This window comes from Pantoea sp. X-Soil-MYKO-1289, from assembly GCF_059730625.1.
Map to the genome: position 1 here is coordinate 1 of NZ_AP036005.1, position 23,189 is coordinate 23,189.

General features: G+C 56.3%; 20 protein-coding genes. 11 read left to right on the plus strand and 9 right to left on the minus strand.

The window, feature by feature from the left end:
- The first annotated feature begins 43 nt into the window (after positions 1 to 43).
- The 3 genes from AC6I7Z_RS19415 to AC6I7Z_RS19425 all read left to right on the plus strand — a co-directional run bounded on the left by AC6I7Z_RS19415 (position 44) and on the right by AC6I7Z_RS19425 (position 4,567).
- Complete coding sequence (locus tag AC6I7Z_RS19415; protein WP_033748239.1) at positions 44 to 976, plus strand: RepB family plasmid replication initiator protein; 933 nt, start codon at positions 44 to 46, stop codon at positions 974 to 976.
- 1,409 nt (positions 977 to 2,385) lie between these two features.
- Entirely contained in the window at positions 2,386 to 3,585 is a 1,200-nt protein-coding gene (locus AC6I7Z_RS19420) for an AAA family ATPase (RefSeq protein ID WP_048781090.1), read from the plus strand.
- 7 nt (positions 3,586 to 3,592) lie between these two features.
- Positions 3,593 to 4,567, plus strand: coding sequence for a ParB family protein (locus tag AC6I7Z_RS19425; protein ID WP_497815477.1), 975 nt, complete (start codon positions 3,593 to 3,595; stop codon positions 4,565 to 4,567).
- A gap of 361 nt (positions 4,568 to 4,928) precedes the next feature.
- Here AC6I7Z_RS19425 and AC6I7Z_RS19430 read toward each other — a convergent pair whose 3' ends face one another.
- On the minus strand, positions 4,929 to 5,873 hold the full coding sequence (locus AC6I7Z_RS19430) for a sulfonate ABC transporter substrate-binding protein (RefSeq protein WP_497815899.1): 945 nt from the start codon (positions 5,871 to 5,873) through the stop codon (positions 4,929 to 4,931).
- 191 nt (positions 5,874 to 6,064) lie between these two features.
- Here AC6I7Z_RS19430 and AC6I7Z_RS19435 point away from each other — a divergent pair, with 191 nt between their 5' ends.
- The 3 genes from AC6I7Z_RS19435 to AC6I7Z_RS19445 all read left to right on the plus strand — a co-directional run bounded on the left by AC6I7Z_RS19435 (position 6,065) and on the right by AC6I7Z_RS19445 (position 9,278).
- Entirely contained in the window at positions 6,065 to 8,113 is a 2,049-nt protein-coding gene (locus AC6I7Z_RS19435; protein ID WP_497815478.1) for an FUSC family protein, read from the plus strand.
- Between the two features lie 143 nt (positions 8,114 to 8,256).
- Positions 8,257 to 8,955 carry an aspartate/glutamate racemase family protein gene (locus tag AC6I7Z_RS19440; RefSeq protein ID WP_497815479.1) on the plus strand — a complete coding sequence of 233 codons (699 nt, stop codon included), beginning with the start codon at positions 8,257 to 8,259 and terminating at the stop codon, positions 8,953 to 8,955.
- 101 nt (positions 8,956 to 9,056) lie between these two features.
- The gene (locus AC6I7Z_RS19445; RefSeq protein ID WP_048781080.1) at positions 9,057 to 9,278 is read left to right on the plus strand and encodes a YdgH/BhsA/McbA-like domain containing protein; all 222 of its coding nucleotides are present in this window, start codon (positions 9,057 to 9,059) and stop codon (positions 9,276 to 9,278) included.
- Positions 9,279 to 9,361: 83 nt separating this feature from the next.
- On the opposite strand, the gene AC6I7Z_RS19450 is transcribed toward AC6I7Z_RS19445, so the two are convergent.
- Positions 9,362 to 10,087: an SDR family oxidoreductase gene (locus AC6I7Z_RS19450; RefSeq protein WP_497815480.1), complete on the minus strand. Its 726-nt coding sequence runs from the start codon at positions 10,085 to 10,087 to the stop codon at positions 9,362 to 9,364.
- Positions 10,088 to 10,186: 99 nt separating this feature from the next.
- Between AC6I7Z_RS19450 and AC6I7Z_RS19455 the strand changes: the two genes are divergently transcribed.
- Entirely contained in the window at positions 10,187 to 11,071 is an 885-nt protein-coding gene (locus tag AC6I7Z_RS19455; RefSeq protein ID WP_497815481.1) for a LysR family transcriptional regulator, read from the plus strand.
- 8 nt (positions 11,072 to 11,079) lie between these two features.
- Here AC6I7Z_RS19455 and AC6I7Z_RS19460 read toward each other — a convergent pair whose 3' ends face one another.
- Together AC6I7Z_RS19460 and AC6I7Z_RS19465 are read right to left on the minus strand one after the other, a co-directional pair.
- Positions 11,080 to 11,829: a DeoR family transcriptional regulator gene (locus AC6I7Z_RS19460; protein ID WP_497815482.1), complete on the minus strand. Its 750-nt coding sequence runs from the start codon at positions 11,827 to 11,829 to the stop codon at positions 11,080 to 11,082.
- Between the two features lie 75 nt (positions 11,830 to 11,904).
- The gene (locus AC6I7Z_RS19465) at positions 11,905 to 13,167 is read right to left on the minus strand and encodes a DUF1479 domain-containing protein (protein ID WP_497815483.1); all 1,263 of its coding nucleotides are present in this window, start codon (positions 13,165 to 13,167) and stop codon (positions 11,905 to 11,907) included.
- Between the two features lie 244 nt (positions 13,168 to 13,411).
- Between AC6I7Z_RS19465 and AC6I7Z_RS19470 the strand changes: the two genes are divergently transcribed.
- A complete protein-coding gene (locus AC6I7Z_RS19470) occupies positions 13,412 to 14,233 on the plus strand; it encodes a Cof-type HAD-IIB family hydrolase (RefSeq protein ID WP_497815484.1) in 822 nt (273 codons plus the stop codon).
- A 32-nt stretch (positions 14,234 to 14,265) separates the two neighbouring features.
- Here AC6I7Z_RS19470 and AC6I7Z_RS19475 read toward each other — a convergent pair whose 3' ends face one another.
- Entirely contained in the window at positions 14,266 to 14,655 is a 390-nt protein-coding gene (locus tag AC6I7Z_RS19475; protein WP_497815485.1) for a winged helix-turn-helix transcriptional regulator, read from the minus strand.
- 109 nt (positions 14,656 to 14,764) lie between these two features.
- Between AC6I7Z_RS19475 and AC6I7Z_RS19480 the strand changes: the two genes are divergently transcribed.
- The 3 genes from AC6I7Z_RS19480 (at position 14,765) to AC6I7Z_RS19490 (ending at position 18,817) form a co-directional block, all read left to right on the plus strand.
- Positions 14,765 to 15,814: an NAD(P)-dependent alcohol dehydrogenase gene (locus AC6I7Z_RS19480; protein ID WP_497815486.1), complete on the plus strand. Its 1,050-nt coding sequence runs from the start codon at positions 14,765 to 14,767 to the stop codon at positions 15,812 to 15,814.
- Between the two features lie 437 nt (positions 15,815 to 16,251).
- On the plus strand, positions 16,252 to 16,578 hold the full coding sequence (locus AC6I7Z_RS19485; RefSeq protein ID WP_497815487.1) for a gamma-glutamylcyclotransferase family protein: 327 nt from the start codon (positions 16,252 to 16,254) through the stop codon (positions 16,576 to 16,578).
- A 259-nt stretch (positions 16,579 to 16,837) separates the two neighbouring features.
- Entirely contained in the window at positions 16,838 to 18,817 is a 1,980-nt protein-coding gene (locus AC6I7Z_RS19490; RefSeq protein WP_497815488.1) for an autotransporter outer membrane beta-barrel domain-containing protein, read from the plus strand.
- Between the two features lie 270 nt (positions 18,818 to 19,087).
- Here the strand turns inward: AC6I7Z_RS19490 and AC6I7Z_RS19495 are convergent, their stop codons facing one another.
- The 4 genes from AC6I7Z_RS19495 to AC6I7Z_RS19510 all read right to left on the minus strand — a co-directional run bounded on the left by AC6I7Z_RS19495 (position 19,088) and on the right by AC6I7Z_RS19510 (position 22,922).
- Complete coding sequence (locus tag AC6I7Z_RS19495) at positions 19,088 to 19,255, minus strand: con-10 family general stress protein (protein ID WP_071997418.1); 168 nt, start codon at positions 19,253 to 19,255, stop codon at positions 19,088 to 19,090.
- A 322-nt stretch (positions 19,256 to 19,577) separates the two neighbouring features.
- Positions 19,578 to 20,102 (minus strand): VOC family protein, encoded by a 525-nt coding sequence (locus AC6I7Z_RS19500; protein WP_497815489.1) that lies wholly within the window; start codon positions 20,100 to 20,102, stop codon positions 19,578 to 19,580.
- Positions 20,102 to 21,943, minus strand: coding sequence for a glycoside hydrolase family 15 protein (locus AC6I7Z_RS19505; protein WP_497815490.1), 1,842 nt, complete (start codon positions 21,941 to 21,943; stop codon positions 20,102 to 20,104). The genes AC6I7Z_RS19500 and AC6I7Z_RS19505 overlap by 1 nt, the downstream gene beginning before the upstream one ends.
- 85 nt (positions 21,944 to 22,028) lie before the next feature.
- Positions 22,029 to 22,922 carry an SDR family oxidoreductase gene (locus tag AC6I7Z_RS19510; RefSeq protein WP_048781060.1) on the minus strand — a complete coding sequence of 298 codons (894 nt, stop codon included), beginning with the start codon at positions 22,920 to 22,922 and terminating at the stop codon, positions 22,029 to 22,031.
- Positions 22,923 to 23,189 lie beyond the last annotated feature (267 nt).

Genomic DNA, 23,189 nt, shown 5'->3' on the forward strand with positions numbered 1-23,189 from the left:
CAGAAAACGATCCCTTTCATCCACAGAATGAAGATCTTATGCTATGGCAGATAAAGAGAGCGAAAACAAAGCGTTACTTGAACCTTTTCTGTCGGTGACCAAAAACAGCGGTGAAGTTATTCAGCTTCATCCCAATAAGAACAATACTGTTCAGCCCGTCGCGTTGATGCGTCTGGGACTGTTTGTCCCGACACTGAAATCAACGGCGCGCGGAAAGTCAGGTGCGATGGCTTCCACTGATGCGACCAAAGAGCTTAAAAACCTGTCGCTGGTGAAAGCAGAGGGTTATGAGAAGATTACCATTACCGGCGCAAGACTGGATATGGATAACGATTTCAAAACCTGGGCCGGGATCATTCAGTCTTTTTCCCGCTACCCCACTCAGGGCGATACCGTTACCCTGCCCTTTATCGATTTCGTCAAGATGTGCGGCATTCCTTCCGCCAACTCCTCTGCGGCGTTGCGTAAGCGGCTGGACGCCTCGCTGCGGCGCATTGCTACTAATACCCTCTCTTTTGAGGGCAACGGCAAGGCTTACCATACGCACCTTGTGCAGTCCGCCTATTACGATCGGGAAAAAGATGTGGTGCGCATTCAGGCCGATCCCAAGCTGTTTGAGCTTTATAACTTCGACCATAAAGTCTTGCTGCAGCTCAGGGCGATATCCCGGCTCAAGCGCAAAGAGTCTGCGCAGGCGCTCTATACCTTTCTTGAAAGCCTGCCGACCAATCCAGCGCCTATTTCGCTGGCGCGCCTGCGTATGCGACTTAACCTCGGCTCAAAAACCACTACCCAGAACCACGTTGTGCGACGCGCGATGGAGCAGTTGAAAGAGATTGGCTATCTCGATTATTCCGAGGTTAAACGTGGGCGCTCGGTGTTTTTTATTATCCATAGCCGCACGCCAAAACTGGATGGAATCAGTACGCTGGAGAGTATCGACTCTCTCGACGAGATCGATTTTGATGAGTCATAAGGATCGTTCACTGTAATCGGTATATTGTCTGTGGCACTGTCACTTTCGCGAAAACGTGACAGTTGCTGCGGCTGCACTGGCGTTCACAGTAGTCAGCTCTTCGCAGCATTCACTGTAATGGGCACTGTTCACTGTAGTCAGTGATCGCCAGCCAATACGATGCCTTCCCGTTCGTCCTCATCTTTTTACATCTATAATTAAAACAACGCTTTATAATGTTAGTTTACGCTTACTAACATCCGCTTCCTCCTCCTTGCTATCTTTAGAATGCTGTCTACACTGATTACAGTGAATATTCTCTGGCGCAGCTCTGGCCGGTGTTTTTGCTGTCTACAGTGAACTCTTTTAAGGGCTAGTGTTACTCATTACAGTGAATGATTTCATTCAACTAATTGAATTTTGTAGCTAAATTATCGTTTTCATTTGAGGTGGTCTCAGGATTACTGACTACAGTGAACCTCAGCGTTTATTGCGCAGTGAAACGTGACAGGGTTGGCGCCTATGCTGATTACAGTGAACATTTTCAGGATAGCGCGCTGGTTTTGCCTGCAATTTAAGCGTTGTTGCCCATTACAGTGAACCTTCTCTCTCGCACAGTGATACCCGATGGCTCAAGATGCCGCTTATCTGCACTGGCCTGACTATAGTGAACGCCTTACTTCCTTTCATATTCCCGCCGTCTATTGTCATTTGCTGATTACAGTGAATCTTTCACGCGTATCCCCTTGCTGTAGGCTTCTCTGCCTCTAATTCCAGGTGCTGGCGCAAAGTCCATTCACACTCTGCGGCGCCACCTACTGAATACAGTGAATGTTAGTCCCCTGCTCGACCGCTTTTCGGCTTGTTTACTGATTACAGTGAATCTTTGCAGCATAAGGGTTCTGACATTTCTGCTCGCGCTCTGATACCACCTGGCTACTGATTACAGTGAATGTTGGAACGCTTCACTGATTGCAGTGAATGTACTGCTGATTACAGTGAACGTTTTTGCGAGGAGAGCCTCAATGCCTGATTTCTCTATGCAGATACTGATTACAGTGAATGTTACGATTTCATATCGCGTTCCTGCCCTCTTGCGCTAACTACAGTGAATGCTTTCCAGGGCAACAGCTGATTACAGTGAACGTTTAGCCAGGTAAGTGAGGCTATAAGAAAGCAGAAAACATGCAGTTGCTCCAAGCTATGCCGGGTTACTGATTACAGTGAATGAACTACTGATTACAGTGAATGTTTTGGTCATTCATTTAACATTTTTGTCTCCAGCTACTGGTTACAGTGAATCTTGAAAACAACTTGTTATCTTTACAGCCAAATTTGGATTCTCCTTTAATTCGGTATGTAAGATATTTTCTTGCCCGACATGCAGGATTTATGTATAAAGTCATAAATCCTACATGTGTGGAGCAAGTATGGCTAACGACGAAAAGCAGGTGCTGAAGGTCGCACAACGGTCCGAACGAATGCTGCTGAGCCTGACAGAACAGATTCAGGCGCAGAAAGAAGAACTGCATGAGAATACTTTTTACCAGGTTTACGCTAAGGCTGCGCTGGCCAAGCTGCCTAAGCTGACGCGCGCCAGCGTCGACTATGCTGTCAACGAGATGGAAGAAAGCGGCTACCAGTTTGACAAGCGCGCAGCAGGGAGTTCGACTAAGTACGCCATGTCGATTGAAAACATTATCGATATTTATCACCACCGCGGCGTGCCTAAATACCGCGATCGCCATCCGGAAGCCTATACGATCTTTGTGGGTAACCTTAAAGGCGGCGTATCCAAAACCGTTTCGACCGTTTCTCTTGCCCATGCGCTGCGGGCGCATCCACATCTGCTCTTTGAAGATTTGCGCATCCTGGTTATCGATCTCGATCCCCAGTCTTCTGCGACGATGTTCCTCAACCACGAGCGTTCTGTAGGTATCGTCGAAGCCACAGCCGCGCAGGCGATGCTGCAAAACGTCAGTCGCGAAGAGCTGATAAAAGAATTTATCGTGCCGTCGATTATCCCCGGCGTTGATGTACTGCCCGCGTCCATTGACGATGCTTTTATCGCTTCCCGCTGGGACGAACTCTGTGCCGAACATCTCTCTGGTCAGAATGTTCATGCCGTACTTTATGAGAACGTCATCGCCAAACTGAAGAAAGATTATGACTTTATCTTTATCGACAGCGGCCCACATCTGGATGCGTTTTTGAAAAATGCCATTGCGGCGTCCGATCTGCTGATGACGCCCGTGCCGCCCGCGCAGGTCGATTTCCACTCTACCCTGAAGTATCTGACGCGCCTTCCCGAACTGATCGATATCATTGAGCAATCCGGCGCGCCCTGCCGCTTACAGGGCAATATCGGCTTTATGTCCAAGTTGTCCAATAAAGCGGATCACAAACTCTGCCATAGCCTGGCGAAAGAGATATTCGGCGGCGATATGCTGGATGCCGCTCTGCCGCGCCTTGACGGGTTTGAGCGCTGCGGCGAGTCCTTTGACACCGTTATTTCAGCCAACCCCTCAACCTACGTCGGCAGCAGCGAAGCGTTAAAAAATGCGCGTTCAGCTGCGGAAGATTTTGCGAAAGCGGTTTTTGACCGTATTGAATTTATTCGCCTGAACTGAGGTCGTTATGAGTGCAAAAAGAATTACTATCGGCAGAACCTTCAGCCAGACACCTGTGCAGGCTGAAGCGACAACAGATACACCAACACAAACTTTTGTTCTCTCTACCGGCAAACGTGCCGTGTTTCGTCTTGAGCGTATTGAAGCCAAAGAGATAGAAGATAAAACCTTTGTGGTGATGGAAACCAACGGACGCGATCAGGCTGGACTCACGCCCGATTCGCTGCGCGACATTATCCGCACCATTAAACTGCAGCAGTTTTTCCCGGCCATCGGCGTGAAGCGGGACGGACGCATCGAAATTCTGGATGGTTCACGCCGTCGCGCTGCCGCGCTGTATTGCAAGACCGGACTGGATATCCTGGTTTCCGAAACCGCCATCACCACCGAAGAGGCACGTCGACTGGCGCAGGATATTCAGACCGCGCGCGAGCATAACCTGCGCGAAGTCGGCCTGCGTCTGCTGTCGTTAAAAAACGGCGGCCTGTCGCAAAAAGAGATCGCAGAGAGTCAGGGCCTGTCGCAGGCGAAAGTGACGCGAGCTTTGCAGGCGGCGAGCGTGCCGGCAGAGCTGATTTCACTTTTTCCCAACCATTCCGAACTGACCTATCCCGACTACAAGGCGCTGCTGATGGCCGCCGATAAACTCTCAGAGACTGGACAGCCGATTGAGCGGCTTATCGAAACCGTTTCTATGGATGTGGATAGTATCTGCGCTCGCGAAGGGCTGGCGGAAGATGAGGTGAAAAACCATATTCTTCGTCTGGTGCGCAACGGCAGTCAGACGCTGATGGAAGCTCCCGCAAAAGAGAAACCTGTCTCAGAAAACCTCTGGACCTTTGCAGATAAAGATCGTTTCGCCCGGAAGAAAATTCGCGGCCGCATGTTTAGCTACGAGTTCAACCGCCAGTCCAGAGAGCTGCAGGAAGAACTCGACAGAGTGATTGCTGAAACATTACGCAAGTATCTGGGCGACCAGTAAGCGCCTGCATCCGGGTAAACCTCTACCCGGATGTGTTTTATCCCCTCTTCCCTTCTCTTTATTCGCCATCAAATTTTCACGCATAACTCACTGTTTTTGGGCTTGTTCTGCGAAAATTTCAGGCTGAAATCGCCAAAATTTCATTCTTTTTTGGAAATCAAAAGTCATCAGATAATGCCCTATGAAGGGAAAAGCTTACTCGCTTTCCTCAGCCTGTGCTGAAAGCTCAACATCTTCTCCAGCGCAATTTCATATGTAAGTGTTTGAATGAGATTGTTTTTTACTGATAATTTCAGGCTGAAATCGCCAGCAGATGGCGACAAGGGAGGAGATGATTGCCCTGACGCCAGGGCAATCAGGCTTACTTCTTATCCGCTGACCAGGTAGCCGAACGCACGTCAACTTTAACCGGCAGCAGCTTGACGTGCGTAAAGGTATCCGCCAGCGTTTGCTGTTGCGAAAATACGCTATCAGACATGCGCTCCGCTCCATAAGGCAGACGCGTCAACGTGGTGTGCCAGATAGCTTTATCCAGGCCAGTGGATTGCGCCAGAATCGCGGCTGCCTCATCCTGATGCTCATTTGCCCAGTGGCTCAATGCACTCAACTCGTCGAGCACTTTTTTGGCCGTCTCAGGCTGGCTATCGGCAAATTTTCGGCTGGCGAGATAAAAAGTATAATGCGGCACCAGCCCCTCTGCGTTGCGCACCTGTCGCGCGCCAGTGCTGGCTTCAACTTCCGCAAGATAGGGATCCCAGATCACCCAGGCATCAACCGCGCCTTTCTGAAAAGCGGCGCGCGCATCCGCTGGAGGCAGATAGACCGGCGTAATATCTTTATAGGTCAGCCCCGCTTCTTCCAGCGCAGCGATAAGCAGATAGTTCACGTCTGAGCCTTTATTCAGCGCCACACGTTTACCTTTAAGATCTTTAACGCTGTGAATGGCTGATGAGGAAGGCACAACAATCGCTTCGGTTTTGGGATTGGCAGGCGAATGTCCCAGGTAAACCAGATCGGCTTTTGCCGCCTGAGCAAAGGCGGGCGGCGCATCGCCGGTTGCCGCCAGATCGATGCTGCCTACGTTGAGTCCTTCAAGCATTTGTGGTCCTGCGGGAAACTCCACCCAGCGAACCGCGATTCCCTCTTTCTTAAAGGTTTCTTCCAGCGTGCCGCGATATTTAAGCAGGGCAAAGATATTCGCTTTCTGATAGCCGATATTTACCTGCTCAGGTGCTGCGTGAGTGACGGGCGTCAGGGAACTCAGGGCGCATGCCAGTATTGCCAGCGTTAATCCGTTTCTTTTCATCTGTTGCTCTCCGGTTTTTTCGCTAACCTTAGCAAAAAGCGTATATAACCAATAAATAACCAATTGCATTCACTTATGCTGAGAGAGAATAGTTAGCACGTTAATGATTTGTAGTAATAATCAAAGAGCATTCCATGACGCCTTCTGCCAGGATACGGCAAAAAAATGCCTGTCTGAGGTCCATTCACTGTATGAAGTGGTTTTCAAAAAGCGCGCTGCTCTTTTCCAGCAAAACCTGCCTGGCCGCCTTCCTGGCGCTTTATATCGCATTAGAACTTAACCTTGATAAACCTGCCTGGTCACTGACTACCGTTTACGTCGCTTCACAGCTTTATTCCGCCTCTACTATTTCAAAATCTGTTTTCCGCTTTTTAGGCACGCTGCTGGGCGGTCTTTTCGTACTGCTGATCTATCCCGCCACGGTGCAGGACCCGATGCTGTTCAGCCTCTGCATCTCGCTTTGGGTCGCGCTTTGTCTCTACCTGTCGCTGCACGACCGCACGCCCAAAAGCTATGTCTTTATGCTGGCGGGATACAGCGCGGCGATTATGGGCTTTCCTGACGTCACCGCTCCGGACGACATCACCTATACGGTTATCTCGCGCGTGGAGGAGATCAGCGTGGCTATCCTGTGCAGCAGCCTGGTGCATCGGCTCATTATGCCGGTCTCAATGAGCAATATGCTGGAGCAGAGCGTCAGCAACTGGTATCAAAACGCCAGAAAGCTCTGCGCCGAGCTGATGACAGTGATGCCTACGGAGAAGTCGCTGGAACGGGAAGATATCCTGGTCCAGATGGCGAACTATCCGCTGAACGTTGAGACCCTGATTACCCACTGCGTTTATGAAGGCGAAGCGGCACGGCGGCTCATTCGGCTGGTCAGCGTTCAGTATCAGCATCTCTCCTATTTAATCCCCACGCTCACGGCGATTGAGGCGCGCCTCAGCCTGCTGGCGGAACAGCAGATACGCTTTCCAGAGCATGTCGCGCAGACGTTTCAGCAGTTTTTGCACTGGCTGAACAGCGCCGATCACGGCGTCGAAACCCAGGCGATTAAGGAAAGGCTGGCGGTGGCACAGCAGCAGCTCAGGGTGGAGTGGGAAAGTGGTGAGCTGCCGGTTGAGAAGAGTATCCTGCTCGCCGGCCTGCTGGAAAGGCTGCTGAACTTCGTGCGTATCGCCGAGGCGTACCAGACGGTGAGCGAGCGCGTCAGCGATCTGACGCCGAGCGTAAAACCTGGCAAGGTAGCGCGCAGCCATAAACATGTCGATAAAGGCATGCTGCTGCTCTCCTGCCTGACCGCTTTTCTCGCCACCTTCCTGACCTGTCTGTTCTGGATCGGCAGCGGCTGGGTGGATGGCGCGACTGCCCCCATGATGGCGGCGGTTCTCTGCTCCTTCTTTGCTGCTATGGACAGCCCGCTCGCGCCGATGAAAATTTTCCTCAAGGGGGTGGTGCTGTCGATCGTCATCAGCATGCTTTACACCACTTTGCTGATACCGGAAGCGACCTCTTTTGAAGCGCTGGTGCTTTGCCTGGCGCCGGGGCTGATGGCGCTGGGGCTGGTGATTGCCAATCCCTCGACCAATCTGATCGGCCTGATTGTGGCGACGCAGATCCCTGGCCTGATCGGAATGAGCCATCACTTTAAACCTGACCTGCTGCTTATAGTGAATGCCTCGCTCTCGACCCTCAGCGGCATAGCGGCAGCGGTCATGGTTACCGCGGTGATCCGCAATAAACGGCCAGCCTGGACGGCCAGGCGTGCGCTGCGCAAAGGGTTGAAAGAGCTGCTGCAGTTTATCAATGCGGTTGAGCTTAACAGCGCTTCGCTACTGATGCGTCAACAGTTTGTGGCGCGCACGCTGGACAAGGTTAACGTGATCCTTCCTCGCAAGCGTATCGACAACGACGCTGAACTGGCGGCGGGCGGCAATCTGATTACCGAAGCCTGGCTGGGCGCCAACTGCTATGACTTCTACGTACGTCATCAGCCGTTGCTGGCCGAGCGGCAGATTAGCAGCGATCCCTTGTTTGCTGAGCTACGGCGGTTCCTTAAAAGCCGTATCAGGGTGTTGCAGACGCCGCCACATCAGGCGCTGCTGGACGAACTGGACCAACTGGTGCTGGCGCTGGAAACGCTGGCAGAGCGCGATAGTCGCTTTTACGCGCCGCTGCTCTACCTGTTCAACATACGGCTCTCGCTGTTTCCGCAGGCCCGCTGGCCGCAGCAGGCTTAATCCGCTGCTGCAAAACAAACGCAGCCACATCCGTGGCTGTTTTTTTGTGCTAAAGCGCATCCGCCTGCCAATAAAGCCGCGGCAGCGCGACCTGTTATCAGGCATGCTAGAGGCAATCACTATCTGGAGAAGCGAGGCATAATGTGAAAACAATTGGCTTAATCGGCGGCATGTCATGGGAATCGACGGCGCTCTATTACCGCATTTTGAATGAAGAGGTTAAGCTCGCCCTGGGCGGCCTGCACTCGGCGCGCGTGGTGCTTTATAGCCTGGACTTCGACGAGATAGAGAAGCTGCAAAGCGCGGGAGAGTGGGACAAAGCCGGCGTGCTGCTGGCGCAAGCTGCGCAGGCGCTTTCACGTGCGGGCGCTGACTTTCTGGTGCTGGCGACCAATACCATGCATAAAGTCGCCCCACAGATTGAACAGGCTGTGGCGATCCCGCTGCTGCATATCGCCGATGCGACTGCGCAACGCATTCATGCGGAAGGATTAAAAAAGGTCGGGCTGTTAGCCACGCGCTTTACCATGGAAGAGGCTTTTTACCGCGGACGGCTCACGGATAAGTGGGGTCTGGAAGTGATCACGCCTGAGCAGGAGGATCGCGACTTTGTCCATCAGGTGATCTATCAGGAGCTGTGTCAGGGAGTGATTAATCCTGACTCGCGGGCGCGGTTTCGCGAGATAATGGCCATGCTTGCCGCGCAGGGTGCCGAAGGAATTATCCTCGGCTGTACCGAGATCACCATGCTGGTTACAGTGAACGATGCCAGCGTGCCGCTGTTCGATACCACACAAATTCATGCACAGCGGGCTGTTCAGCAGGCCCTGGAAAAAGAGTGATCAAGATCGCACTTTTTGTTAGTCGGGTAATAGTAACTAAGGTTATTATAACACCCATCGAAGGCATGTCGCCTTGCACTAACAAAAGAAGGATTTTGACCATGAAAAACGTAAAAACTCTCGCTATTGCTACCGTCGCTGCACTCTCAATGATCTCATTTGGCAGCTTTGCTGCACAAAGCATCTCTGCGCACGGCAGCACGCTGGACAGCGCTGAAGCCCATATCGCGGCGAAAGCGCAGGCTGAAGGCGCTTCAGGCTACAAAATTACCAGCGCCCGCGCCGATAACGGCGTCTATATGACCGCTGAACTCTATAAATAACGGATGGTCGTACAGGGACGTGCCAGAAAAGGCTGCCGCAAGGCAGCCTTTTTTGTTGTCCTGCGTTAGCCGCTGAGGCGGCATTAGTAGGGCGAGCGGGTAGGGCGCACGACAATCTCGCTGACGTCGACATCGTCAGGCTGCTCGATGGCGAAGCGGACGGCGCGTCCAATCGCCGCCGGCTGAAGCGCGATAGATCGATAATCTTCCATCAGCGCGGCGGCGGCGGGGTCGGTAATGGTAGAGGCGAGTTCGCTTTCCACTACGCCTGGATGAATACAGGTCACGCGCAGCTGCGTATTCTCCTGACGCAAACCGTCTGAGATCGCCCGTTCGGCAAACTTGGTTGCGCAGTACACGGCGGCGGTGGGCGAGACGCTCAGCGCGCCGATAGAGGCGATATTGATGATATGGCCCGCTTCGCGCGCCAGCATCGGCGGCAACACGGCGGCGATGCCGTACAGCACCCCTTTAATATTGACGTCAATCATCTGATCCCACTCATCCACTTTCAGGGATGCCAGCGGCGACAGCGGCATGACGCCCGCATTGTTAATGATCACGTCGATCCGCCCCCATTTTTCCAGCGCGACTTCAGCAAACTGCTGTACGGAGGCGCGCGAGGTGACATCCAGCGCGGCAACGGCCACTTCTGCGCCTTGCTGCTCCAGCTCCGCCGCCAGCGTCTCCAGACGATCGACGCGGCGTGCGCCCAACAGCAGCGTTGCGCCGCTTGCCGCCAGCTCACGGGCGATGCCAGCGCCGATGCCGCTTGAGGCGCCGGTAATTAAGATCACTTTATTGCTCATGGTCAGGCTCCTGTCGTTAAGTGTCTGGCGATCTTATGCCTGCTGCTTTATAAATAGAATCCATCCATTCCTTACCTGACTGGTAACAGAGGCTAACCAATGATGCTGGATAAAAACGCGCTGGAGGTTTTCGTCACCCTGGCGCAAACGCGCAACTTTCGCGTGGCGGCAGAGAAGCTGGGTGTGACGCGGCCGGCTGTGAGTCAGGCGTTAAGGCGGCTGGAGGATCGGTTACAGATATCGCTGATTCGTCGCACCACGCGCAGCCTTAGCCTTACCGAAGCGGGGGAAAGGCTCTATGCCGAAGCGGCGCCGGCTATATCGCAGCTCAATCAGGCGGTAGAGGACGTCAGCGCGCTGGCGGGCGAGCCGCGAGGGCTGCTGCGGCTGGCGGTCTCTTCTATCGCCGAACGCTTTATCAACGGCGAGCTGCTGGCGTCGTTTCTCAGACGCTATCCGCATATCGAGCTGGATATTTCAGTTACTGACGAAGAGTTCGATATTGTGGCGCAGGGCTATGACGCGGGCGTCAGGCTGGGAGAGATAATCGCGCAGGATATGATTGCGGTGCCGGTCTCGCTGCGTCAGCGGCAAATCGCCGTCGCCTCGCCCGACTATCTGGCGCGCTGCGGCACGCCGCGTCATCCCCATGAACTGCTGCAGCACTGCTGCATCGGCTGGCGACGCGAGCCGGGCGTAGCCCCATATCGCTGGGAATTTGCGGAAGAGGGCAGGGAGTTCGATGTGGCGGTTAACGCGCGGCTGAATACCAATGACATGGGGGTGATGATCCGCACCGCCTGCGCGGGCGGCGGCATCGCATTCGGCATGGAGGAGACCTACCGGCCCTATATCGCGCGCGGCGAGCTGGTGCCGCTGCTGGCGGAGTATCTGCCGACCTTCGCCGGATTCTATCTCTACTTTCCCAGCCGCAAGAATCTGGCGCCCAAGCTGCGGGCGCTCATCGATCATATGAAGATCTGAGCGGCGGTTCAGCGCGACGCGACGCGCGTTACCGCGACACCTTGTTCCTCCAGCTGCGCCAGCGCCTCGGCGTTCAGTCCGCTGTCGGTGATCACCTGCGCGACCCGATAGCCTGACGACAGCGGATAGGGATGGATCTGCCCGAACTTCGAGGCGTCCGTCAGCGCCCAGGTCGGCACATTCTTCGCCAGTACCGCATCCACCACATCGCAGCGCAGCATATTGCGGCCGGTAAAACCGGTTTCCGCCTGCCAGCCGTCAACGCCGATAAAGGCTTTATGAAAGTGTATTTGCTGAATGCAGTAGCGCGTCAGCGGGCCGACCATCGACTGGCTGCTCTTTTGCAACAGCCCGCCTGGCACGATCACGTCGCACGCCGCATCTTTCAGCAGGTGGGCGATAAAATGGCTGACGGTAATGACCGTGATGTCGGCGCGATCGGCCAGCAGGCGCGCCAGCAGGGCATTGGTGCTGCCGCCTTCGATAAAGACCGCCTCGCCGGCGTCAATCAGGCCCGCGGCGTGACTGGCAAGCGCCTGTTTGAGTTCGTAACGCGTATGCATACGCATACCGACGTCATCACTATCCAGCGCAATGGCGGAGCCGTGGACGCGGCGCAAGAAATGATCGCGCTCCAGCAGGTTGAGATCCTGGCGGACGGTGACTTCGGAAACGCCGGTCAGCTGGGCCAGTTCGGTGACCGTCACGCTGCCGCGCGTATTAACGAGTTGAATAATCTGTTGATGACGAGCGTTCATGCGGGCCGTTTTATGGAAAAGGGTGGCGCCAGTGTAGCAGAGAGAAGCCGCGCAGGGGACGCTGCGCGGCAACGATCAGGCCAGCCCGAGCGCGCGGCGGCCGTTGTCGTTCAAATCGTCGAACGTAAAGCGGCCGCGCCAGCCTGTTTCATAATCCTCAGGCGGGAAATCTGCAGGCGACCGACCCAGCGCCAGCGCTTCGGCGACCTCCTGCGCGCAGGCGCGGTTTTTGGCGCACATCGGCGCGGCGGGGATATACATCACGTTTCCCCAGCCCTGCTGATTTTCCACCGGCGCGACGGAATGGATGACGTCGCAGTGCCACCATACCGAATCGCCCGCTTCCAGCGGCGGGATGGAGCAGAGGCCGTTAATCAGCAGCGGATGCCACTTCTCGCTGACGGGCAGCACCTTGCCGGGCGCGACGCCGCACAGCTCGTCGTCCGGCACGTCATCGAGCAGCGGACGCAGCAGAATATAGGCCATCGCCTCCGGCACCGGCACCACATGCAGCAGACCCTGTCCGGCGAGCATATCTGACAGCGCGGTCCAGCCCTGGAATGTGCGAAACGCGGAGCATTTGGTGGTGTCGGGCACGTCATATTCATTCACCTCGGTGCGCCACGCCGCGTCCCAGGGATCGTAAGCCTCTACATCGCCATGGAAGACGGCGGCGAAGACTTGCTGATAAGCGGGCAGCAGCCAGCGCTCCAGCGCGCCGGAGTCGGTATGCGCGCCCAGCCCTTTCGAGGTGGTGCCCGGCGGACGACGACGGATGCGGTCGGGATAAATAATGCTGACATCAGGATCGAACCACTGCTTGCCGTGAGAAGAGAAACGCCACAGACGATTCAGGAAAGACTGCACCTGCGCGGTGGCATCGCTCTGGCGCGCCTGCATCTGCGCCTGCGACCAGTAAATGGGGAAAATTTCCGGACGCGACGCTTCGAGGCTGCCAAAGAAATTATCGCCGGGGCCGCGATATTGCGCGTCGAAGTCATTCAGATCGAGATAATCCAGCAGCGATTGATCCCACGCCAGCGCCTGCTCGCGGGCAAACTGCTGCTTCACTACCAGGCAGCCGCGTCGTTTAATGCGCGCCAGGGTTTCATTCGAAACCTCTCCCCGGGCGATAGCCTGCTGCGTCACCACTGGCCACGCGGTACCGTAACGCTGTTCTTCCCTTTTCGCTTCCGCAATCGCGCTTTCGATGCGCTGGCTGACGTGGGCGAAAAGCGCTTCGACATCGCCGATTTGCTCGCGAAGCTGCTGCTTAAACGTCCGAATCGCTACGCTGATATCGTCGGGCAACGGCGTAGCCTGAGTGTGTAGGGTCATTTTGTCCTCCGCAGGCGGGTAAGTGTTTTTCATTTGTAATATATTTGTGTTTCGTTCGTAAGTTTAAGCAGATCGATTATGATAAGGCAACCCCTGGTTTCGTGATCCTCTGCACACTGCGTCAGGAAAGCTCCGAAAGCCTGGAACATTCTTATTATTAGAATTCTCATTAATCCACACTGCGGGTAAGCTTTACCCATTGAGTGGGCATCACTGAAACAACAGCCTCAGCAAGGAGATGACAATGGCGGTAAAGATGATCGCGGTGGATATGGATGGCACCTTTCTCGACGACAACAAGGAGTACAACGTTCAGCGCTTTTTGCGGCAGTACGCGCTGTTGAAAGAGAGAGGCATTCGTTTCGTGGTCGCCAGCGGTAATCAGTACTATCAGCTGCAGCGTTACTTTCCTGAAATCAAAGATGAAATCGCGTTTGTCGCCGAGAACGGCGCCTGGGTTTCAGACAGCAATGAAGAGATCTTTTGCGGCGAGCTGGCGCCGTCGCGCGTGCATCAGGTGCTCGACATCCTGGCGAAAGAGCCCGATATCAGCACCGTGGTGTGCGGACGCAACGGCGCCTACGTTCATTCATCGGTTCCGGATGAGATGGTCAACCTGCTGTCGAACCACTATGCTCGGCTGGAGAAACGCGACGATCTCTACGCTATCGACGACACCATCTTTAAGTTTTCACTAAACCTGGCGCATGAAGGCGTCGATGCGCTGCTGGCGCGCCTGCATAACCAGCTGGGCGAGATCGAAAACATTATGCATCCGGTCTCCAGCGGCTATGGCTTTATCGATCTGATTATCCCGGGCTGTCACAAAGCGCACGGCATCGCGCTGCTGCAGGAAAAATGGGGCATCAGCGATTGCGAAGTCGTTGCTATCGGCGATAGCGCCAACGATCTGGAGATGCTGCGTCAGGCCTGCTTCAGCTTTGCCATGGCGAACGCCGTGGAGCCGGTGCGCGCCGTGGCGCGTTATAAAACCGAAAGCAATAACGACGAAGGCGCGTTAAACGTGATCGCCCGCGTCCTCTCACGCGAATTTCCCTTCGGCTAAGCCTCTGCCGACCCCGCGCGATGCCGCCGGGGTCATGCCTGCCGCCGCGCTGCCTCGAGATTCTGCTCCATCTCATCCAGCGCGACCTGATGCTCCAGCCCCCACTGATACATCCGCTCAATCGGTTCGGCGAAGGTTCTTCCCAGCGGCGTCAGCGCGTACTCCACCTTAGGCGGGACCACTTCAAACACTTTGCGCGACACCAGCCCGCGCTGCTCCAGTTCACGCAGCGTCTGCACCAGCATTTTTTTTGAAATACCCTGCAGGCTGCGCTGCAGTTCGCCCGTGCGCGCGCGCTGCTCAGGCCAGTGATAAAGGGCGTGCAGCACCATGGTGCTCCATTTAACGGCAAACAGCTCCAGCAGGCGCCGCGGCGGCGAATCTGCGAAAAACATCAGCTTTCCATCAATCCAGGCGGGCATTACAACATTTCCTCATGGTCACCAAAAGGTAACTACTACCAATAGCTTCCCCGTCTGTCTATAGTGAGCCGCTTTCTTTGCCGCTTCAGGCAGACATCAGGAGGAAACGATGAAAATTAACGCACTGGTCGCTCAGCAGGCGACGCAACCGCTGGCTGTAGGCCAGGTCGAGTTACGCGAACTCCAGCCGGACGACGTTAAAATTGCCATTATCTACTGCGGCGTATGCCATTCCGATCTGCATATGGCGCGCAATGAGTGGGGCGTTAGCCGTTATCCGCTGGTGCCTGGCCATGAAATTGTCGGGCGCGTCGAAGCGGCGGGCGCTAACGTTACCCACTACAAAGCGGGCGATATTGTCGGCGTCGGCGTGATGGTCGACTCCTGCGGTCAGTGTCACTTTTGCCAGCAGCAGGAAGAGCAGTACTGCGAGGCGGGCTTTACTCCTACCTATAACGGCACCGATAAATATACCGGCAGCACCACCTTCGGCGGCTACGGTCAGCATGTGATTGTCGATCAGCATTTTGTGGTTTCCATTCCGCAGAATCTCGATCTGAAAGCGGTCGCGCCGCTGCTCTGCGCCGGCGTAACCGTCTGGTCGCCGCTGCGTCACTATAAGGTGCAGCCGGGCCACAAGGTCGGCGTTATCGGGCTGGGCGGGTTAGGGCATATGGCGGTGAAGCTCGCCAGCGCACTGGGCGCAGAGGTGACGCTGTTTACCACCTCGCCAGAAAAGGGTACTGATGCGCGGCGCCTGGGCGCCAGCCATGTCGTGGTATCGCGCGATGACCAGCAGATGGCCGCCTGTCAGGCTTCACTGGATATTATTCTCGACTGCGTTGCCGCGCCGCACGATCTCGATCCCTACCTGGCGACGCTGAAAACCAACGGTCAGCTGGTTTTAGTGGGCATTCCCGATCGGCCACATCCGTCGCCGAACGTCACGCCGATGGTTTTCCGTCGACTGAGCATTAGCGGTACCTCCATCGGCAGCATCCGCGAAACGCAGGAGATGCTCGACTTCTGCGGCCAGCACAACATCACCTCCGACGTCGAAATGATCGCTGGCAACGAGATCGAAAGCGCTTTCGCTCGTATGCTGCAGGGCGACGTGAAATATCGCTTCGTTATCGATATGGAGAAGACGCGCTGGTAACGGCTCAAGGGGCTTAAGACAAGTCCCTTGATTTTTAAGCGTTTCAGCCTGAAATCGCCAGCCATGGCTGGCGCTAACCGCCGATTCGCGACGCTCTCTGCTTTCACGCTTTTCTACTGATTACAGTGAATGCTTCGTAGCTGGCGGATATGATCAAATTTCATCCGGTAATCGCTCAGGCTTCAAACAGATCGCCCTGTTTTTCGCTCGCATAGCCGCTATGCGTGCAGATTGACTGTAATCAGCAGCGCCATTCATTCAGTATCGCAATAACATTCACTGTAATCAGCAGCCCCGTACTTACGCCCAGGCAATAACATTCACTGTAATCAGTAATCCGACCTCGTCAGAGCTGTTCACTGTAACCGGCGCAGGGCATGACATTGCCTGACATCGTCGGTAAAGTCAGGCTTTCGTTTTTTAAAAGGAGGAAGTAAATGGAAAAGCTGTTTGTCTACGGCACCCTGTGTCCAGGGCGCTCTAACGCTCATATTCTGGAAAATATCGGCGGCGACTGGCTGGCGGGATGGGTGAAAGGCGTGCTGCATGAATCGGGCTGGGGCGCAGCGCTGGGGTTTCCGGCTATCCAGCTGGATGACCAGGGAGCGCCTGTACATGGCTACGTTTTTCAGTCATCCAGCCTGGCGCAGCACTGGCCGATGCTGGATGAATTTGAAGCAGGTTACGATCGCGTGCCTGTTACAGTGAACACTGAAGAAGGTGACCTCGTTACCGCCTGGATCTATCAAATCCAGAACGCCTGAAAGGTCTGTGCCGGTAAGGAGTGCTGGCACAACAAGGCGTTACCTTCCGCTTCGCTTTAACCCCTGCCTGACGAAATATCGCCAAAAGAGTGGCGACAGCGCCTTTCTCTGACTAGCTTTTTAATCGTCCTTGTTAACATTTTCTTTACGTTCGCATCATGGATGCGGCGCTTTTCTGGCTGCGCGGGCATCTTCGACCGCGTCTGTCTTTCAACCCTGCGGCCGGGCGAGCGACGCCTGGCGATTTCCGGAGTCGATGATGAAAACCCTTAAAGACGCGCGTTCTCTCGCTGCCTTCGCTGCCCTCGGCGTATTAATGACGCCGCTGTCGGCGCTGGCGTGGGATAGTCTTACCGTGTTTGGCGACAGCCTGAGCGACAGCGGCAATATCGGTCGTTTTACCTGGGATGGCGGTCGCCATCCGCTCTACGATGAAATTCTGGCTGCACATCTGGGACAGGACTTACAGCGATCGAGGCTGGGCGGCAGCAACTATGCCCAGGGCAACGCAGTATCGCGGCCGCAGCTCAATCCGCAGCTTAACACCGAAGACCAGCTCGCCGGCTACCTGAGATCGACCGGCGGACGCGCCGACGGCAACGGTCTCTATATTCACTGGATCGGCGCTAACGACGTCGCGGCCGCCGTTACCAATCCCTCTACCGCCACCCGTACGCTCAGCACCAGCGCCGCGGCGGCGACGGCACAGGTGAAAACCCTGCTGGATGCCGGCGCAGGCGCAGTTATTGTGCCGACCGTACCGCAGCTGGGCGAAACGCCCTATATGATCTTAACGGTATTGAGCGCGCTGGGGCCCGCCTCCAGCGCGGCCTCGGCCGCCGCGTTCCAGTCGCTCGACGGCGCCGCCACTCCTGATGCCGCCTCGCGCCAGCAGGCGGTGCGCAACGCCTTTACCCAGGCGGCGGCGCAGGTGTCAGGGATACCCGCCGTGCGCGACGCGCTGGCGGAGCAGCTCTATCGCGCGTGGCAGGCGCTGAGCACGCAGGTCTCGGCGCTGACGGCGGGCTACAACCAGCAGGAAGAGCTGGGGCTGGCGACGCTCAACGGCAATATCGTGCGCGTCGATATCGCCGGGCTGTTTAACGAGGTGATCGCCGATCCGACCCGTTACGGCCTGACCAATACTATCGGCATCGCCTGTCCCGTCGGCACCGCAGCGGATGAGTGCGCCTCTACCGACGCTGGCTTCTCCCGCGCGCAGGCCTATCTCTTTGCCGACCGCCTGCATCCCAGCCCCGACGTACACGCGATGATGGCGGACTATATTCAGTCGATTCTCGACGCGCCCGCGCAAGTTGCGGCCCTGTCGCAGGCGCCGCAAACCCTGGCGCGCGATATGCAAACCACCCTGGACGGGCATCTGCAACAGCAGCGGCATCAGGCGGGCAGGGCGGGAGATCTGTCGGTATTCGGCGGCTATGCCGGCCAGCATGTGGACTATAAAGGCGATGCTTATTACAACGGCGACGCCACCACCGCCAGCTTTACGCTGGGCCTCGGCTATCAGCTTACCGACAGCTGGCAGAGCGGCGTGCTCTTCTCGAATACCAACCAGCGGCAGGCGCCTTCATCGCGCTACGACTACCGCCTGCGCGGCAATCTGGTGGCGCTTTACAGCCAGCTTGAGCTGGGCGACCAGGCGTGGATCAACGCCGATCTGCACTATGCCGACCTGGATTTTGACGATATCCAGCGCGAGATAAAAATCGGTCCGGCAACCCGCACCGAGCAGGGCAATACCGGCGGCAAGCTGCTGGGCATGCGCGTGCAGACCGGCTGGGACCTGCCGCTGGGCGATCACCTGACTACCGGCCCCGTGGCCAGCTATGCGCTCGACTATGGCCGCATCGGCGGCTACCGCGAAGAGGGCAATAGCAGCACCTCGATGCGCTACGGCGACCAGACCAGCCATTCGCAAATCGGCGCCATCGGCTGGCGCATTGACAGCCATCAGTGGCCGGTCAATCCCTGGGCGCAGGTGAGCTATAACCATCAGTTTGGCGATACCGACTCCACCGTCACCGCCGGTCTGAAGTCGACCCGCACCGCTTTCAGCCGAACCACGGGCGCACGCGACAGCAACTGGCTGGACGCTGCTGTCGGCGCCAACGTGCCGCTGGGCGAAACGGTCAATGCCTTTGCTGGCGTATCCGCCATCGGCGGCAACCGCGATGCCCATCAGATGGGCTGGAATATCGGGTTAAACGCCACGTTTTAATGTTTATGGGCCAGTCGCGACGGCTGGCCCTGATTTAATTGCGGTCGCGCCTGCGTGGGTTAATTAACGAAGTTGCCAGGAGATTATTAACAAGGGCGAAAAGCGCGGAGCCTGAAGCAGGGCGGATTAAATCAGAGAGATAACAGGCGGTTTATTGTGCTGGCCAAAAAAACATGCGCCAGGTTTTGCAACCCGGCGCAGTCACTAGCGGCTTAATCCTCGCGATGCAGAGTATTGGGTTTCTCTGACCGTCACAATGCAGATAAATGCTCAGGAGCCACGGCGGCTGTTCTGCCCGCCTTTTTTACCTGCTTCGGACGCTTTTTCACGGTCGTTTTTGAAGTTGCCGCCGCTATGCTGTCCGCCTTTACGGCCAGCTTCTGACGCTCTTTCACGATTTTCAGCAAAGTTACCTGATCCACCTCGATGTTGAGCCATAATGGGTCCTCTTCATGAGTTAGAAATAACACAGCCGGACTGAAAAGCTGTGTGCGTCTTACAGCGTTAAGATTAGAAGCCCTGTTTTATTCCGCAAGCGCTACGGCGAGGCGGTAATTAGCAGGTTAAATAAAAGGGTATTAATTCAGGCTGGCAGAAGCACCTGGAAATAAAGAGGAATATTGGTGAAGTTGTATAGGAATAATATGGCTGTACAGGTTTAAGCTGACGAAAACAGATAAATTAATTTGCTGAGGCTCATGATTCAGAGTATTCCTGGCGAAGCGGCACAGCCGCGCCGAAGCGCGGCCCGGCAAAGCATCTATTCGGCGGGCAGCCAGCGCGTTTGGCTAGCTTCGCTGTCATACTGCAGCGGCGAGGGCAGGGCGATCAGCTCAATCAGCACCCCGAACGGCGTCAGGCAGAACCAGGTCTGATTGCCTGGCCCTTCTTCCTGCGCAAAACAGTCGCTCGGGCCGTCATAAAAGCGTGCGCCGTGCGCCTTGAGCTTCTCCGCCGTCTCATGGATATCATCCACCAGCAGCGAGAAATGGTTGACGCCGGGCTGGCCGATGTTCGCCAGATCGTCGGCGATGCCTGGATCGAGCTGAAACAGCTCTACGTTGCAACCGTTGCCCAGGCGCAGCATCGACAATCCAGTCACGCTCAGCTGAGACGGAAAGCCGTTAACCGGGCGCATTTGATCGCCGCTGATACGCTGCTCGCTTTTTTGCCACGGCACGATGCGGTAGAGGATCGATGCGTCGAGGGCGTGGATAAAAAAGTTTTCCGCCTGCTCAATATTGCTGACGGTGATGCCGATATGCTCAATGCCTCTGATCGCCATCAGGCTTCTCCTTTGGTGTTCTGATTATGTTGGTGGCAGGTCAATGCCTGCGCGGCGCAGATCAGGGCCAGGTGGCTCAGCCCCTGCGGCAGGTTGCCGCGCCACTCGTTGCTGCGCACGTCAAACATCTCATTAAAGATCTCAACGTTGCCGCTGTCGCACAGCGTCTCCAGGATCTCCTCCATGCAGGCGCGCGCCTTATCGATCTCGCCAGTGGAGGCCCAGGCTTCCGCCAGCCAGAACGAGCAGGCGATAAAGGTGCTCTCTTCCTCTTCCACGCCGCTATAGCGGTAAAGCATGGCGCGGCCCTGGCCCAGCTCGCGCTGGATCGCCGCATAGGTCGAACGCATACGCGCCGGGTTGACCGCGTTGCCGTAGTGATGCACCAGCGCCAGCGACGCGTCCAGCCGATCTTCACCGCCGACGTAAAACAGATAGGCCTGTTTGCTCTCCGACCAGCAGTGCGTCTCTATCCAGTCGCGAATGCGGTCGCGCTCGCGCGCCCAGCGCGCCATCCAGGTGGGTTCGATATGGCGCGCCTCCGCCATGGCGACCGCGCGATCCAGCGCCAGCCAGCACGCCATTTTCGAATGGGTGTAGTGCTGCTCGTCGTGCAGCTCCCAGATACCGGAGTCTTTCAGCCGCCAGCGGTCGGCGCAGTGGTTCGCCAGCTGGCCCAGCAGACGCGAGGTGCCCAGATCCAGCACGTGGCCCGCTTCGATAAACAGCTGCGCCGTGGCGAGCATATCGCCATACATGCTTAGCTGGCGCTGGTCGCGCGCGTTATTGCCGACGCGCACCGGCCGCGAATCTTTGTAGCCGCGCAGCGACGGATAGCGTTCCGGCGGCACGATGTCGCCTTCCAGCGTATAGCAGGTGCGCAGCTCGACGCCGTGGCGCAGAATGGTCTGCGACAGCCAGGAGAAAGCCGCTTTGCAGTCCTCCAGCGCGCCGAGATAGACGAAAGATTTGATGATCAGGCAGGCGTCGCGCACCCAGGCGTAGCGATAGTCGTAATTCTTCTCTCCGCCGATGCCTTCCGGCAGCGAGGTGGTGGCCGCCGCGGCCAGCGCGCCGGTCGGAGAGTACCAGAGAAACTTCAGCGACAGCGCCGAGCGTTTAACGTGCTCTTTATACTCGCCCTCATAGCTCAGGCTTTGACACCAGTCCTGCCAGGCGGTATGGCTGGTTTCAATACGGGTATCGATAGCGTCGAGATCGGGCACCGCCAGCGGTTCGCGCAGGGTAATCAGCAGCGCCACCAGCGAGCGAGAATCCTGCCGCGTGGTCAGCTCGGCGATCACCTCTTCGTCATCCATATGGGTGATCTTCACGTCGTCGCTGGTGCGCAACATCGCCATGATATCGCCGATATGGAACACGTTGCCCTGCGTGGTCTCGCCCATCCAGGGCGAGCGCGTTTCCGCCACGGTGCCGAAGCGCAAATGGAGTTTAAGTTTCACGCTGCCGCGTACGCCTTCAACGCGACGCGCCAGTTCGCTCCACGGCAGCCGGCCCGCCAGCGTGCTGTTGAGCGACTCGGTCAGGCGCACTTCGCCATCGTCGGTGGTGAAGCAGGTTTCCAGCACGTTGCTCTCTTCGCGATAGCGTCGCTGCATGCGCCAGGGCTGAACCGGAGTTAGCGAAAAGAACCCGCCAATACCGGGATCGAGCAAACGATCGAACAGCGGCGGCGAATCCAGGTTCGGCGCGCACCACCAGTCGATGGCGCCGTCGGGAGCAATCAGCGCCACGGAGCGTCCTTCGCCAATCGCTGCGTAGTCGCCGAGGCCAGCAAATCCCTCCTCGCGCACGGGCGAGGCGTAATCACCGTTTTTCATCAGAAGCATCCTTGTCTGAAACGCATTCTCTACAGACGAAAAAACTGGCCGCACAGGGCGGCCAGTTGGAAGGAGAGCAGGGGGGTTACAGCGTGCCGGTGCCGCCATCGGAGCACCATACCTGACCAGAGGTATAGCTGCTTTCGACCGAAGCCAGGGTCACATAGAGCGGCGCGATTTCAACCGGCTGGCCGGGACGGCCCAGCGGCGCGCTGGCGCCAAACTCTTTCACTTTTTCCTGCGGCTGACCGCCGGAAACCTGCAGCGGCGTCCAGTATGGGCCCGGCGCAACCGCGTTCACGCGGATGCCTTCTTTGCCCAGCTGCTGTGCCATGGTTTTGGTAAAGGCGACGATGCACGCTTTGGTTTGCGCATAGTCGAGCAAAATTTCGCTGGGCTGATAAGCCTGCACCGACGAGGTATTAATAATAGACGCGCCGCGCGGCAGATAGTCGACCGCCGCTTTGGTGATCCAGAACATGGCGTAGACGTTGGTTTTAAACGTGGCGTCAAAGTCTTCGGTGGAGAGGGTACGGATAGACTCGTTAAACTGCTGACGGCCTGCGTTGTTGACCAGAATATCCAGCCCGCCCAGCTTCTCGACAGCCTGTTTTACCAGCGACTGGCAAAAGGCTTCGTCACGGATATCGCCGGGGATCGCCACGGCTTTGCGGCCTTCCGCTTCAATCAGCTGGATCACTTCCGCCGCATCGGACTCTTCTTCCGGCAGATAGTTAATCGCCACGTCAGCGCCTTCACGTGCATAGGCGATAGCCACAGCGCGGCCGATACCGGAATCACCGCCGGTGATCAGCGCTTTGCGACCGGTCAGACGGCCTGTGCCGCGATAGGTGGTTTCCCCATGGTCCGGCACCGGATCCATTTTGCTGGCAAGACCGGGAACGGGTTGTTTCTGCCCTGGAAAAGAGGGTTTCGGAAATTCAACCGGGACGAGTGTTTTGTCATTTTGATTACTCATGCTTAGCTCCTTGCACATCGTTTTCGGATAAATTAAGCCTGGCACATATGTGAGGTTTGTCACATTAAATTTCGCTGGAGCTTATTAAATCCAGCGGTATAGGCATCAGCATTAATAATAAGACGCCTTTTTGCCTTTCAGGGCAGGCGGCGAAATTTTTTTTGCTCTGGCTATTTAACTGACGGTTTACTAAACAATTTATATAACCTGAGCTTGATTGAGGTTGTTACTCTTCCCTGGCGGCGGTCGTGCATAAAAATCGTTCTG